General features: G+C 60.6%; 7 protein-coding genes. All 7 read right to left on the minus strand.

Translation table 11 applies throughout. From position 1 onward, the window contains the following. Positions 1-730: 730 nt before the first annotated feature. The 7 genes from ACIPL0_RS16345 to ACIPL0_RS16375 all read right to left on the minus strand — a co-directional run bounded on the left by ACIPL0_RS16345 (position 731) and on the right by ACIPL0_RS16375 (position 13,831). A complete protein-coding gene (locus ACIPL0_RS16345) occupies positions 731-3,070 on the minus strand; it encodes a DUF4214 domain-containing protein (RefSeq protein WP_400597642.1) in 2,340 nt (779 codons plus the stop codon). Positions 3,071-3,610: 540 nt separating this feature from the next. Beyond that, the gene (locus ACIPL0_RS16350) at positions 3,611-4,612 is read right to left on the minus strand and encodes a hypothetical protein (RefSeq protein WP_400597640.1); all 1,002 of its coding nucleotides are present in this window, start codon (positions 4,610-4,612) and stop codon (positions 3,611-3,613) included. An 8-nt stretch (positions 4,613-4,620) separates the two neighbouring features. Continuing rightward, on the minus strand, positions 4,621-6,036 hold the full coding sequence (locus ACIPL0_RS16355; RefSeq protein ID WP_400597638.1) for an MBOAT family O-acyltransferase: 1,416 nt from the start codon (positions 6,034-6,036) through the stop codon (positions 4,621-4,623). Positions 6,037-6,114: 78 nt separating this feature from the next. Next, positions 6,115-6,891, minus strand: coding sequence for an ABC transporter permease (locus ACIPL0_RS16360; RefSeq protein WP_400597636.1), 777 nt, complete (start codon positions 6,889-6,891; stop codon positions 6,115-6,117). A gap of 63 nt (positions 6,892-6,954) precedes the next feature. After that, positions 6,955-8,058, minus strand: a complete 1,104-nt coding sequence (locus tag ACIPL0_RS16365) for an acyltransferase family protein (RefSeq protein WP_400597634.1) — start codon at positions 8,056-8,058, stop codon at positions 6,955-6,957. Positions 8,059-8,390: 332 nt separating this feature from the next. Further along, positions 8,391-10,151, minus strand: a complete 1,761-nt coding sequence (locus tag ACIPL0_RS16370; RefSeq protein ID WP_400597632.1) for a DUF4214 domain-containing protein — start codon at positions 10,149-10,151, stop codon at positions 8,391-8,393. Between the two features lie 332 nt (positions 10,152-10,483). Next, entirely contained in the window at positions 10,484-13,831 is a 3,348-nt protein-coding gene (locus ACIPL0_RS16375; protein ID WP_400597630.1) for a glycosyltransferase, read from the minus strand. Positions 13,832-13,950: the final 119 nt, after the last annotated feature.

Consider the following 13,950-nt stretch of genomic DNA (forward strand, 5'->3'; position numbering starts at 1 on the left):
CAGATCCACAAACACCATGGCTTTTGCATCTGGCCGCAGGCCGTAGGAGCGCGCTTGCCCGCGATGGCGTCAGTCCAGCCACCCCTATATCGCCTGACCCACCGCATTCGCGAGCAGAGCTCCCTCCCACGGGTTTTGTGGTGTTGGATGAAGTTCGGTACAGATCCACAAACACCACGGCTTCTGCATCTGGCCGCAGGCCGTGGGAGCGGGCTTGCCCGCGATGCCGTCAGTTCAGCCACACCCATATCGCCTGCCCCACCGCATTCGCGAGCAGGGCTCCCTCTCACGGGTTTTGTGGTGCTGGATGAATTTCGGTACAGATCCACAAACACCATGACTTCTGCTTCTGGCCGCAGGCCGTAGGAGCGCGCTTGCCCGCGATGGCGTCAGTCCAGCCACATCCATATCAACCGACACACCGCATTCGCGAGCAGGGCTCCCTCCCACGGGTTTTGTGGTGCCAAATGAATCTCTGTATGGCACCAAAACCGGTAGCAATCCGGGCTCTGCTTCTGGCCGCAGGCCGTAGGAGTGAGCTCTGCTCGCGATAGCGTCAGTCCAGTCACACCCATACCGCCTGCCCCACCGCATTCGCGAGCAGAGCTCCCTCCCACGGGTTTTGTGGTGCCGGATGAATTTCGGTACAAATCCGCAAACAAAAAAGGGCAGCCCATCGGCTGCCCTTTTTGATCCCTCATGCCTTGCACAGAGGGCACGCCACGGGGTGTCAGGTGGTGACTGGCCCGGTGACGACGGCGCTGACATCCAGGCTGGCGTCAGCCACGAACACGCCCACCTGTTTGATCACGCCCGCCGTGGTGTCGGCGTCCCAGATCACCAGCGTGCCGGCGTCGGGTGCCGAGGAGGCGACGTATACGCCGTTCTCCAGTGCCACGCCCTTGACCAGCGCGAAGTGGCCGTCGGTGATGGCATTGTTCCCGCCCGCCACCAGCGACAGGGTGTCTTCCCCGGTCAGGTGGAAGGCCTGCAGGTCGATCTTGTCGGTCGCAGCCTGAAAGCTGAGGAACGCGTCCGCCGCCGTGTTACTGGAGAAGCCGTTGTTGGCGAAGGTGAAGGTCGAGGCATCGGTCAGCCCGGAGAACGACATGGTGATCGCGCCGGTACTGACGTTGCCGTCCAGCTCGTCCACGCCCGCCGAAGCGGTGAGGGTCATGTTCAGGTCGCCCAGCGGTGGATAGGCGTTGGCATTTTCGACGCTGTCGACAATCGAGTAATGCCAGCCCGAAGAATCCAGACCCTGGGTGTTGGCGACCACGCCCAACTGGCCGAGGCTGATCGAGCCGTCGATGGTCACGTCATCGGCCCGTTGCAGGAAGTCCAGATGCTCGGTGATACCGGCCACGATATGCTCGGCCGTATCGGTAATCGCGTAGTGCCAGTGCTCGTTGTCGGTGACTTTGCCCAGGTCATCGCGCTGTTGCAGGGTGAGTTGCCCGGCGTCGTCGCCTGCCACGCTCACCGCGGTGGCGTTGTGCAGGAAGTTCGCGTCGCTGGCATTGATATCCAGCAGATGCTGGGCGGTGTCGACCACCTGATAATCGTGCTCGGCGGTAAAACCATCGCTGATGGCCTGCTGCACCCCGGCAACCGTATCCCGCACGATCACGTCTTCGGCGCCATTGATCAGCGTCTGTTCGTCCGGCGAGGCGCCCGAAATATTCGCGTAGGTGTCGATCACCGAATACTCATGAATACCGCGCACCGCAATGCCGTCATCGGAGGCCAGATTGACCAGCGTATCGCCGACCACCACCTCGGTGGCGCTCCCAAGCACCGGATCACCCGCATTCTCGGCGAACGTGATGTTCTGCACCGTATCGCGAATGTCGTAGGTCCAGTCATGGGTGGTGGTGAGGCCGTTCAGCTCCGAATGCTGGTCCAGCGACAGCGTACCGGCCGCGTTATTCAGCACGCTGACCGATTCCACAGGCTGACGCGGCAACTCCAGCGCCCAGCCCAGAATGTTCAGCGCCTTGTCGACGATCTGCAGGTGGTCGACGCCGGTGTACGTCGAGTCCAGGTTGAGAATCTGCTTGGCCGTGCCCACCGCCGTGACCGAACCGCCGTAAGTGCCGGAGTCCACGCTGGTGAAGTCCGCTGTGCCGACCACGGTGAGCGTGGTGGCACCGGAAGTGACCACGTGGGTGTTCATGTCTATGTGTACGTCGGCGGTGCTGGTGCCGACGATTTTCAACACGCCGTTATCGTTGGTCGCGGTCAGCGTCGGCGTAGGGTTGCCTGGATCGCCGCCACCACCGTCACCGCCGCCACCCGCTGGTGGGTTGGCAGCGCCCAGATCGTTCTGCGCCAGGGTGGCCGGGTTGTCCAGCGCCGTCGAGTCGGTCAGCGCGGCTACAGCCAGGGCGCCGATCTTGCCCAGCAGCACATTGAGGTCGGTCGTCGAGGTAACGCCCGCGCTCAGCGTGCTGAGGTAGGTCGCCATATCACCGGCTTCATTGGGCTCGGCCACGATCAGCGCGGCGACTTTGGTGATGGTGTCATTCAGGCTGGACACCATCGCCGGCGTCAGGGTACCGGCAGGAATCAGTTTGATCAGCGACAGCGTACTGCTCAGGCTGTCGCTGCTCGAATTCACAGTGGTCAGCACCTTGGCGGCCAGTGTGGTGTCGTTGACACCCTGGTTGGCGAAGGCGACGCCAGCGGCGGCCTTGTTGCTCAGCAGTTGAGCGTCGAGCACGCCTTGGGCCGAGGTATTGGCATGGGCGCCGTTGATGATGGCGGCGATGAACACATCGCGGGTCACTGCGCCGGAGGCCAGCTGGTTCTGCCAGTACTGCGCGCCGGCCGTGTCCGCCAGGCGACCGAGCACGTTGCTGTAGATAGCGGCGATGAACGCGGCATCCGATGTGCCACTCGGGTAATTGGTCTGCCCCTCCGGTTGTTCGTTGACCCAGTTACTGGCCATTTGCTGCAGGGAGATCACCCCGCTCTGCAACTCATTGACCCAATACGCCAGACCCGCAGAATCCGGGGCCCGATTGAAGAAGGCAGTATAAAGCTCGGCTACATCTGTTTGAGTTGTCATGTGTTGCTCCTAAATAGACGGCTTATCCGTTCTTGTATCGACAAACAGACACCACGCTTATTGAATAAGCACCCGGTGTACCAAGATCGGACACAGCACTAAGGTAGGGCAACTTTTCGGCAAACACCAACTAACGAGCCCGCATAAGTTTCTATAGCGGGCGCGCCTGATGACAATAAAAAACACGCACCGCGTGTCAAAAAATAACCGCCGTTCACGGCACGGAAAAAATGACTGTTAAATGACGTCAACTAACAGCGTCAAACCGGACGCGACAAATCCCAGCGCCAGAAAACGCGCAGCCCTTGCTGTGCGGGCCCTGCAGCCTGTATCGAAACATCGCCTCGCAAACGATTGAAGGTGGCGGCTTGCCTCCACTCAAGCGGATGGACGCACAGACGACCGCCCCTCTGACAGCGTCGAGTGGAAACCGCGCATTCGTTTAACCTGCGCCTTAAACATACAATGAATATGGCCTAATGCCTGCTCACTGTATTATAGGCATCTAATTAAACTCGCCAGATTAATCTCGGTGTTTATTCAGGATTTGCCTGCAGAGGGATGACACTGCGCAAATACCGGCGCCACCCAGTCAACAAGTTGCTGCATATACACCGCGCGCGATTCGGCATTCAGGTGATAGTTGGTGTCGAAGAAATGTTCGACGGGGTACATCACCTGCAACGGCGAACCGACATAGCGCAAACCCTGAGCCCGGGCCTGATCCGGCAGCGACTGGTAGTAACGCAGCTCGCGACCGTGGTGATAGGCCGGGCGGTCGAACATAGGCGGCGGTACGAACACCGCGCAGCCACCGGCGGCCTCGACCTCATCGGCCAAAGCTTTCCAGCCGGCCCAGTTGGCGTTCCAGGAGCGGGCCTGATCGCCGTAGGTCTCGACCGTAGACTGCTCGACCAGTTGGCGCATCCACACCTGCTGCTCGCGGGCTTCGCTGCGCACCTGATCGCCATGGCTGTCGAGGTTCTGCGGGCCGTACAGGCCGCTCACCGCAAAACCCGCTGGCAGGCCGCGATAGCCGCCGAGCGCCCGTGACAGCGGCGTCAGCCACAGCACCTGGGCCATCTGCGCGGTATTGATGTCCAGATGGCGGAACGCCGGGTGGCTCCACCAGTAATCGAGGAACGGATAGTTGATCGTCCAGCGCCCGTGGTACATCGGGTATTCCACCGGCAGCAGCACCCAGTCGCCGGGCTTGATGGCCTGGCGGGCGTAGCTCTGAATGTACGGCGACAACACCCCGGCGTTGACCCCGAGGTTGATCACCGGGCGACCCACCGCCTGAGCCAGCCGGGTCGAATCGATGCCGAACATCGCCGCAGAACCGGCGACCACCACCAGTTTCGGCTCGTTGACCTTGGCCGCCAGCGTCAGCTTGTATTCGTAAGCCTTCTCGACCCATTGCGTGGTCGGCACCGGGCGCCCCATCTGGCCGAGCAGCAACAGCAGCCAGAGGCCGATGACCGTCCCCAGCCCGGCGAGCAGGCCAAGGACAAAACGACAGGTGCGGGGTGTCAGCGTCATCACCGGCCTCAAAAGTTGAAGTACAGAAACGCGCGGTCCGGCGCGCCGGCCAGTGCCTTGAGCACCAGAAACAGCCCCGCCGCAACCAGCACGCCACGCCCCAGCGGCCCCAGTTTCAGGCACAGGCGGCGACTGCCCGGCGCGCTCAGGGCCAGCGCCAGCAACAGCGCGCAGGTCAGCGGCAGGCTCTTGTCGATGTGCAGCGCGGCGACCTCGGTGAGCCACACGCCCGGGTCCAGCGTCCAGGTCCAGCGCCAGTCACCCAGCCGTTCAAACATGTGCAGGCTGGTGGTCAGCGATTCGGCGCGGAACGGAATCCACGCCAGCATCACCACCAGCAGGGTCAGCGCCACGCCGAGCGGCCGTGGCAGGCGCCAGCCGCTGAAGTGGCGCCAGTAATGGTTGATCACCAGCAACAGGCCGTGGATGCCGCCCCAGAGAATGAATTGCCACCCCGCGCCGTGCCACAGGCCGCCCAGCAGCATGGTGATCAGCAGGTTGCCGTTGGCGCGCAGGCGCCCTTTGCGGTTGCCGCCCAGCGGGATGTACAGGTAGTCGCGGAGGAAATTCGACAGCGTGATGTGCCAGCGCCGCCAGAACTCGACGATCGAGCCGCTCTTATAAGGAGAGCGAAAGTTCGCCGGCAGCTTGATGCCGAACATCAGGCCCAGGCCGATGGCCATGTCGGCATAGCCGGAAAAGTCGAAATACAGCTGCAGGCCATAACTCAAGCCGGCCAGCAGCACATCCGGGGCGGACAATGCGGCGCCGTGGTTGGCACTGTCGAACAGGTTGGCCACGCCGGGCGCCAGCGGGTCGGCCAGCAGGACTTTCTTCACCAGCCCCAAGGTCAGCAGCGACAACCCCAACTGCCAGGGCAACGGCCGGGCAAACCAGCCCGGCGCGATCTGCGGGAACAGCCAGCGCGCATGCACAATGGGGCCGGCGATCAGTTGCGGGAAGAAGCTCACGAAAAAGCTGTACTGCAACACGCTGCCGGTGTCCTTCAGCCGGCCCTGATACAGGTCCACATGCCAGGCGATCTTCTGGAAGGTGAAGAACGAAATGCCCAGCGGCAGGATGATGTGCCAGCTCGCCGCCGACGGCAGAAAGCCGAAGAAGAACCCGGCGTATTTGAAGTAGCACAACACGCTCAGGTTGAAGGCGATGGCGATGATCAGCCACGCCTTGGCCTGCGCCCTGCCCAGTTGGCGAACCTGCGCCTTGCCCAGTATCAGGTTGACGAAGATCAGCACCAGCAGCAGGCCCAGATAGCGCCAGCTCCACATGCCGTAGAACACCAGCGAGGTCATGACCAGCATCGCCAACGCCGCTCGCTCCAGGCGCCAGGCCCGCAAAACCACGAATGCCAGATACACCGCTGGAAAGAACGCGAGAAGAAAGGCGTAAGAGCTGAAGATCATAAGGGCGACTTGTCGGGCACTACGTCAGCCACCGGCCGACAGCAAAAGAACGGTGCCCGCTGAACGGGCACCGAGTGTTCAAAGGAAATCGCGAATGTCGCGTTCCAGCTTGCGGCCGACGAACACCGACACCGCCAGCAACGCCAGCGAGCACAGCACCAGCACGCCGATGGACAGCAGATGCGGCGTTTCGCCGTTGATCAGCGCGGCGCGGTAGGCCAGCACCAGGTGATAGAACGGGTTGAGCGCCACCAGTTGCTGAATCACCCCCGGCAGAATGTTCGCCACGTACACGATCGGCGTCAGCCAGAACCACAACTGCACCACCACGCCGACGATCTGCCCGATGTCGCGCATGAACACCGACAGAATCGCGCAGGTCAGGCCCAGGGCGTACGCCAGCAGTTGCTGGCAGAGGAAGATCGGAATCCACCACAGCAGCGCCCAGGTGAAATGGAAGTCGATGGCGATCAGGAAGATCAGGAAGAAACCGGTGGCGATCAGGTAATGCACGGTTTCGCTGATGACCACGTACACCGGCAGCGTCCACAGCGACATGCGCACCTTGCCGATCAGGTGGGCCTTGTCGTGGAACACCTGGGTGATGCGGCTCAGGGTGGCGGAGAAGCAGTTCCACGCCAGCAGGCCGCCGACCAGGTAAACGCTGTAACCCCAGCGGCCCAGGTCCTGGCCGAGGCCGCCCAGACGCATGCCCATGATGTTGGAGAACACCAGGGTGAAAATGAGGATGTTGATCAGCGGCAGGATAAAGGTCCAGGCCGCGCCCAGCATCGAAGCAGAATGACGGTCAATCAGATCCTGGCGAGTGAAGTTGAAGATAAGGTTCCAGTTCATCAGGCAATCCGGTACGGAAGAAAGGGCCAGAGGATACGCACTCTGCGTCCAATAAAAAACCCGCTACGAGGCCGCGCGCACATCCACGGCGCCACTGGGCGAACCGCTGGTCGCAGGCGGTCTTCTCAAGGCCTTGCCCAGGGCAATGGTCGGGCGTTCCACCAGCACATGAATCAGCGTGGCGGCGAGCAGAATCACCAGCGCCGTGACCGCTGCCACCCACCACGGATCAAGGCCACGGTCGAACAGCACACGCATCACCGAATAGCCGATCAGCGAGTGCAGGATGTACAACGGGTAACTGATGTCCGCGAGGAAATCCAGCGGGCGCAAGTTGCGGAAGTGGTGACGCGCCAGGTACGCCGCGCCGAAGATCAGCAGGCCGTAGAGGTAGTTGACGCCGGTGATCAGCAGGGCATCTGGCCACGGTGAAGCATCCCAGCCGGCGACGAACAGGCCGAAGATGACCGCCAGCGAGGCGAGGAACTTGGGCAGGCCGATCAGCCCTCTGAACTGATAGTTGAACAGCACGCCCATGAACATGAAGGTGACGAAGTACATCTCGGTGCCCAGCGCCGTGTGGGAAAACCGGTTGACCCCGTAGACCAGCAGCGCGATGCCGATCAACGGCCACACCCGCCCTGCCACGATCAGCGGCGCAATCAATGCCGCGACCAGGTAGAACTTCAGCTCGACGGCCAGCGTCCAGTTGACCAGGTCCACCGTCGGCGCGCCGGTCAGGTTATGCACCAGCATCATGTTGCGCAGGATGACGGTGAGCTTCCACATGAACGGGTGGCCCCAGTAATGACAGGACAACCACACCGCAAACAGTGCCAGGCTCAACGCGGCGATATAGGTCGGATAAATACGAAAGGCCCGCGCCACCAGAAAGCGCAGACGCCCAGCGCTGCCCAGCGACATCGGAATCACGAACCCGCTGATGGCAAAGAAGATCGCAACGCCCAGCGCCCCGGTGTTCCAGTGCTGATTGGTCAAGTAGAAGCCGAACCCCGGTTGAGCACCTTCTATCGGCAGCGCACCGGTATACAGCGCCACCGTGTCCCTGGCGCCCCAGAACACCGAGCACAAGTGCGACAGCACCACCAACAGTGCGGCCACCCCACGCAACTGGTTGGCGAAGATGATCTTTGAAGGGTTCTTCATGACGCCTCCCATGGCTGTCTGTGACGTGTTTTGTCGAAACCGTTAAATCAGGGTTTTGGCAAGCAACAGGCAGCGGGCACTGCGTAACCAACAACAAGCAATAGCGCCTGTCAGGCCGGGTGCAAGGGTGAAAAAGGGAAAGGAAAATTGTAACGATGTAATACATGGACGTCGACATATTAATCGACGTTGAACGGACGGGGTGAAAAGAGCAGACAGCAGTGTTTCACAAATCAGACGCGCATAAAAAAACCCGCCTTTTAAGGGGCGGGTTTTTTTGATCTGTCAGATAGGCCGAAGCCCATCTGGCATCACTCACAGTTGCTTAATTATTAAGCAGCGTGGGTGGTGGTGATCACGCCGTTAGCGTAGCTAACTTGCGACACGTCAGTGATACCGGTCAGGGTGATCACAGCGACGTTGTCGGTAACGCCGGTGCCAGCAGTGTGGCCAACAGCGTTGGTTTCAACGTTAACTTCAACGTAGCCAGTAGTGGCGTTCTTGGTGAAGTAGATTTCTTTAGCAGCAGTGTTGGTGCCAACTGCGTAACCATCAGCATCAACGGTAACGTTGGAGTTGAAGGTCAGGCCGGTGCCAACGTACAGAGCATCACCTTTGGTGAAGTTAGTCAGCGCGAAGTCGTCCGAAGCTTTGATGTCGCTGAAGTAGAACAGATCAGCTTTAGCATTGTCGCCAACCAGAACAGGAGCAGCAGCGTCCAGGTCATGGGCAAAGGCAGGAACAGCGTCAACAGCGTCCTGAGCCGAGTCAACAATACCTTGGTGAGCGTCAACTTGTGCTTGAGCTTCGTCAACCAGCGCATCAGCTTTCTGAGCGTCAGCCAGAATTTTGGTAGCACCGGTGTTAGCAACCGAAGCTGCGTCGTAGTCAGCACCAACAACAGCGATTGCTTTGCTCAGAGCCAGTTCAGCTGCGTCTTTCTTCGCGTCAGCAACAGCCAGATCTTTCACGCTGCTGTAGTTAGCCAGGGTGCCGAAGGCTTTGTCGATGCTGGACAGAGTGGTAGCGTCAGCAGCTTTGATAGCAGCGAACAGCTGATCAGCAGTGGTGATGTCGGTCGCGCCAGAAACAGCAGCCTTGTAGGCAGTGTTGGCAGCAGCCAGATCAGCCGGCTTGTTGGTGAAGGTCGAATCCAGAGAGTCCAGAGCGATCTTGATATCGGCATCAGCCGGTGCTTTGACAGCTGCGTTTGCAGCGAAAGCGTCGTTGTATGCCTTCACTTCGGCCACAGCATTAACGTGGGTGTTAACCAGAGCGTCGTATTTTGCTTTCAGGGCATCAGCTGCAGTTTTAGCGTTAGTTTGCAGAGTTTCGATGGTGGAACCACCAGAAATCGCAGCAAACAGAGCCTTAGCGTTGTCCAGAGCAGCGGTAGCTTCGTCGTAGCTAACGGTTTTGTCGTTGTTAGCATCCAGCGCTTGCAGGGTGACTTTGTAGTCAGCGTTCAGAGCAACGACTTTATCGTTGGTAGCAGTCAGCGAAGTGACTTTAGTAGCTTGGTCAGCGATGACGGCGGCTTGGGCAACAGCAGCAGCTTTAACTGCAGCCAGACCAGCTGGGATAGCGATGCCCGACAGGGAACCGTCTTCCAGGTGGGCCAGAGCGTCAGTTACAGAAGTGGTGTCATCTTTAACTTCGGAGATGATCGAAGTAGCGTCGGCTTTCGCGTAGTTGTCGCCAGCAGTCGAAGTGTAAACCTCAGCTACCAGAACCTTGTTAGCGATAGTTTTGGCGTCAGTAGCCGAAGCACCAGCCAGGAAAGCGACCAGCAGTTGGTCGGCATTGACGTTAGCGCCGCCGCCAGTGGTCCAGTAAGCCAGGCCGTCGGTGTCAGCAGGGCGGCCGAACAGCTGCAGGTAGATTTTGGAAACAGTTTCAGCGCGCGTCAGACCAGCGTATGCGTTTTGGTACTCAGGCTGCTCGTTAACGAAGTTAGCGCGCAGGTTTTCCAGAGTCAGGGTTGCTGGAACGGTGTTCAGCTGGTTTGCCCAGTAGTCCAGACCAGCTTTGTCCGCAGCGCGGCCCAGGTAAGCAACATACAGCTGTTGAATCTGTGCAGTGGTGATAGCCATTACTTTTTCATCTCCAATATGAGTCGATATCGACACGCAGGCATCCGTTTGGATAGAAGGCCCGTCGGCCTAAGCCTGTTGCCACGTCCCAGCGGGCCGTGGCCCCCTTTATGGGAAGCTGGCGACCTCCGCCAGCCCTGCCGTCAGTAACTGATCGGACACTTTTTCAATGTCCTTCAGACAGATAACTGACGATTGCGCGCCGATCATACATGTCAAAATAGCGGCGAAACAATAGCCGTGATCCATCTTTTTTATGAAAGTCCATATGACTTTATTGATCCGGTCAGTAGGAAGTTTCGTTATTTTTTGAAGGCTAAAGTTCCATAAATTTAGGCCGATATCGCGCGCAACACGTTGTCCAGCCGGGCCGAGACAGCTCTCCAGGCGTGGTTGCGGAGCCAGATTTCCTGTCTGGCTTGGGGCGATGCGTCTAGCTCGGCCTTGATGCCGATAGATAGCGAATGGCTATCGGTGCCCGGCAAGAATGTAACAGCATCGGACACATCTTCAAAGATCGACAGGGGGGTGCAGAAAACCGGACGACCGGTACTCAGGCCCCAACGGACGGCTGCACTGGACGATTCCTGGGTGTGTTGGTACGGGAAAACGATGGCATCGGCCATTCCCAGCCAGGCCAGCGACTCCTCATCCGAGAGAAAGTCGGTGATCAACGTCACTCGACCGGATAAATCCGATTGCAAGATGCGCTGACGGCAGGTTTCCGCCAGATCCGCCGAGGCCTGGACCGGGTACTGCGCGTTGACCAGCAGCAAGTGCAGGTTCTTGTCTTTCGCCGCGAGCATGGCGAACGCTTCGATCAGTTCCGGCATGCCTTTGTGCGGCAGCAGGAAGCCGTAGCTGGCGATGATGGTCTTGCTGCCCAGGTTGGCCGCCAACTGGCGCGGCCCCGGTGCCGGCGGCGGGGTGTCGATGACGCCGTGGGGGAACATCAGCAGGTTGTCGGCCAGGCCGAAGTCCTTCAGGCGGTTCATGTCGCCGATGCTGTGTACCAGCAGGCGCTGGCAACCGGCCAGGGATTCGCGCATGTCGCGCAGGCTCTTCAGCTCTTCGCCATGTTTGACGTCGGCGGTGGAATGGAACACCACCAGGGTGCGGATGCCGCGAGCGTGTGCCCAGTCCAGGAAGGAGGCGAACTGCTTGATGCCGAAGAACGAGAAGTTGAACTGCAGCAGCAGCGTGTCGACGCCGGATTTCTCCACCGCCGCGCGCAACCGCTCCAGCGAGTCTGTCGAGCCTGCCGTCCAGCAGCGCTCGACATGGGTCTGATCAGCACGGGTCAGCAACGCATCGTCGTTGGCGAACACGTGGCATTCCTGACCAAACGCCGGCTCAAGCAGCTTGTCGCTGTAGGTGGCGATGCCGCAGGCGCTGTTCCAGGTGGTGACGCTGCCCAGCCGTGGCGCTTTTTTCAGCAGCGGCTGCTGCTGGGCCAGATCGATGGCCTCGACCGTGGCCTTGGCGACCGCCGACCAGGTGAAGCGGCTGCGGATCAGCGCATCGGCGGCTTCGACCCGCTTGGCGGTGAAGGCATCGAGCTTGCCGCCCTTCCAGGCCTGATGGAATTCGCCGAGCAGGCTGGCGAGGTGTTCGGCGCTCGGCTCGAACCACACCGAGGCGCTGGCCTCCAGGTGCGTGCGCGCGCGCTCGTAGCGGTAGTCGATCAGCCAGGCGGTGTCTGGCGTGCAGAAGTCCGACTGGCCGCCCTGCCCCGTGACGATCACCGGCAGTTTGTGCAGCATCGCTTCGGCCAGCGGCAGGCCGAAACCTTCGCCACGGGACGGAGCAACCAGCACGTCGCCGAGGTTGTACAGGGCACGCATCGCCGAATCCGGCAGGTCCTGAACGATCAGTTCCACCGCTGGCGCCGATGGCAGTTCGGCGGCCCAGTCTTTGACCTGCTGCTCGATGTTGTGGTGCGGGTTGGGGAAGGTCTTGATGATCAGCACCACCGCGTCGTTGCCGGTGAATGCCTGACCGTAGGCCTTGAGCAGCACGTCGACACCCTTGCGCGGGAAGCACGACGATACGTGCAGCAGCTTGAGACGTTCAGGGGTGACTTTCGCCATTGGCGGCAGTGCGCCAGCGTCGATGTCAGCACGCAGGATGTGGTCGGCACCCAGGCCGACGGTGACGATCGGCGCGGTCACGCCGTTGTCTTGCAGGGTGCGCGTGACCCAGTTGGACATGCTGGTCACCAGATGGGCCTGGTGGTTGAAGTCATGGCAGAACGCTTGCGGCAGGCACGACTCTTCCCAGCCGTAGCACGACACCACGTTGAAATCCCCAGCCATGTCGCTGACACGAGGCGGGTACATCAGGCGCAGCACGTTGTTGGCCGGGCGCTCGCCACGGTCATGCAGCGCGGCGCAGCCGGGGTTGGCTTCAAGGAACGCGGCATCCACCGCGATCGGCCCCGGCCCTTCGGTGGCACGCAGCGCCACGCGGTGGCCGTGTTCGGCCAGGGCGCGCCCCAGTTCACGGTTGACCAGCGCCAGGCTGTAGGTGCTGTCGAACGGCCCTTCGATGCGGTAGTCGACCTTGAGCTGCGGAACCGGCTTCTGGAAGCTGTATTGCGGCAGATTGATATCAAAGCCGCCCATAAACGCGCTCAGGCGGTCGTAGAGGTGCTGGTAGGCGAATTCGTGCAAACGCTCCGCTCCGCGCCGTTTCAGGTGGCGACGCAGGGCCGGGTTTTCCATCAGCTGGGCGATGGTCGCGGCCACCACTTGCGGTTCGTCGCTGTTCATCAGCAAGCCGGCGCCGTTGAGGGTGTGCACCACGTTGCTGGATTCGGCGTCGTAGGCCAATACCGGCAGGTCGTGGGCCATGGCTTCGATCAGCGGCATGCCGAAGCCTTCGTGATGGCTCAGGGACACGAACAGGTCGCTGCGGGCGTACAGCGAATTCAGGGTTTCGTCGTCGACTTTGCCGGTCACGCTGACATAACCGCCGATCCCCAGCTCCTCGATGCGCTTCTCGATCTGCTCCTTGTAGCTCATGACGGTGAAGCCGCCGACCAGATACAGGTGCAGCGGCACACGGGAGCGGCGCAGCAATTGTGCGAAGGCCTCGACCACGCCCAGCTGGTTCTTGTGCGGCATGATCCGGCCGACGAACAGCAGGGTGAACGGGCGCGGCAGGTCGTTGCGTTTGACGGCGTGCGGCTCGATGCGCTCCAGGTCGACCAGCAGCGGGATTTCCGTGGTGTTGTCGGCGCTGTAACCGCGTTGCAGCAATTCCTGCAGATTCTGTTGGGAGTCGGCAATGCTGCCGGTCAGCCAGTGTTTCCAGGTATCCACCTGCTCCCAGCCGTGGGCGAGCATTGGCTGGATGGCGTGATCCGGCGGAAACAGCTCACCCGGGGTGATGTTGTGGAAGACCATGAACTTGCGCTCTGGCAGGTCGCGCAGCCAGCCTTCCACCGGGTTGCCGATGCCGTGGTGCACCAGCAGCGCAGTGGCGCTGCCCGGCTGATATTCGTCCATGCTCAGCACGTCACCGCGCAGGGTGTCGTTGGGTTGAATGCAATAAATGTCGGATTTGACGCCCGCCTGCCGCAGCAGTTTGCGGGTCAGGAACATGCCGTTGCTGATGCCGTCGCCGACGCTGACACTGATGGCGAACTGGTGAATGGTGACCTGTGCTTCATTCTGCATTGGGGGTGCTCGGGATGAAGTGAAAAATGAAAAGACCGATTATTGATCAGCCGGAAACAGAATGGCAGCGCTGACGACGTGCTGCGGACGTCCGTGCGCTGGTAACGCCCTGCCCTGAG

It is taken from the genome of Pseudomonas sp. NPDC090208, assembly GCF_044746785.1.
GTDB lineage: Bacteria > Pseudomonadota > Gammaproteobacteria > Pseudomonadales > Pseudomonadaceae > Aquipseudomonas.

Excerpts from the sequence above, each read along its gene's own strand:
- ACIPL0_RS16345 (WP_400597642.1), bottom strand. The coding sequence starts at position 3,070 with ATGACAACTCAAACAGATGTAGCCGAGCTTTATACTGCCTTCTTCAAT.
- ACIPL0_RS16355 (WP_400597638.1), bottom strand. The coding sequence starts at position 6,036 with ATGATCTTCAGCTCTTACGCCTTTCTTCTCGCGTTCTTTCCAGCGGTG.
- ACIPL0_RS16350 (WP_400597640.1), bottom strand. The coding sequence starts at position 4,612 with ATGACGCTGACACCCCGCACCTGTCGTTTTGTCCTTGGCCTGCTCGCC.
- ACIPL0_RS16360 (WP_400597636.1), bottom strand. The coding sequence starts at position 6,891 with ATGAACTGGAACCTTATCTTCAACTTCACTCGCCAGGATCTGATTGAC.
- ACIPL0_RS16370 (WP_400597632.1), bottom strand. The coding sequence starts at position 10,151 with ATGGCTATCACCACTGCACAGATTCAACAGCTGTATGTTGCTTACCTG.
- ACIPL0_RS16365 (WP_400597634.1), bottom strand. The coding sequence starts at position 8,058 with ATGAAGAACCCTTCAAAGATCATCTTCGCCAACCAGTTGCGTGGGGTG.
- ACIPL0_RS16375 (WP_400597630.1), bottom strand. The coding sequence starts at position 13,831 with ATGCAGAATGAAGCACAGGTCACCATTCACCAGTTCGCCATCAGTGTC.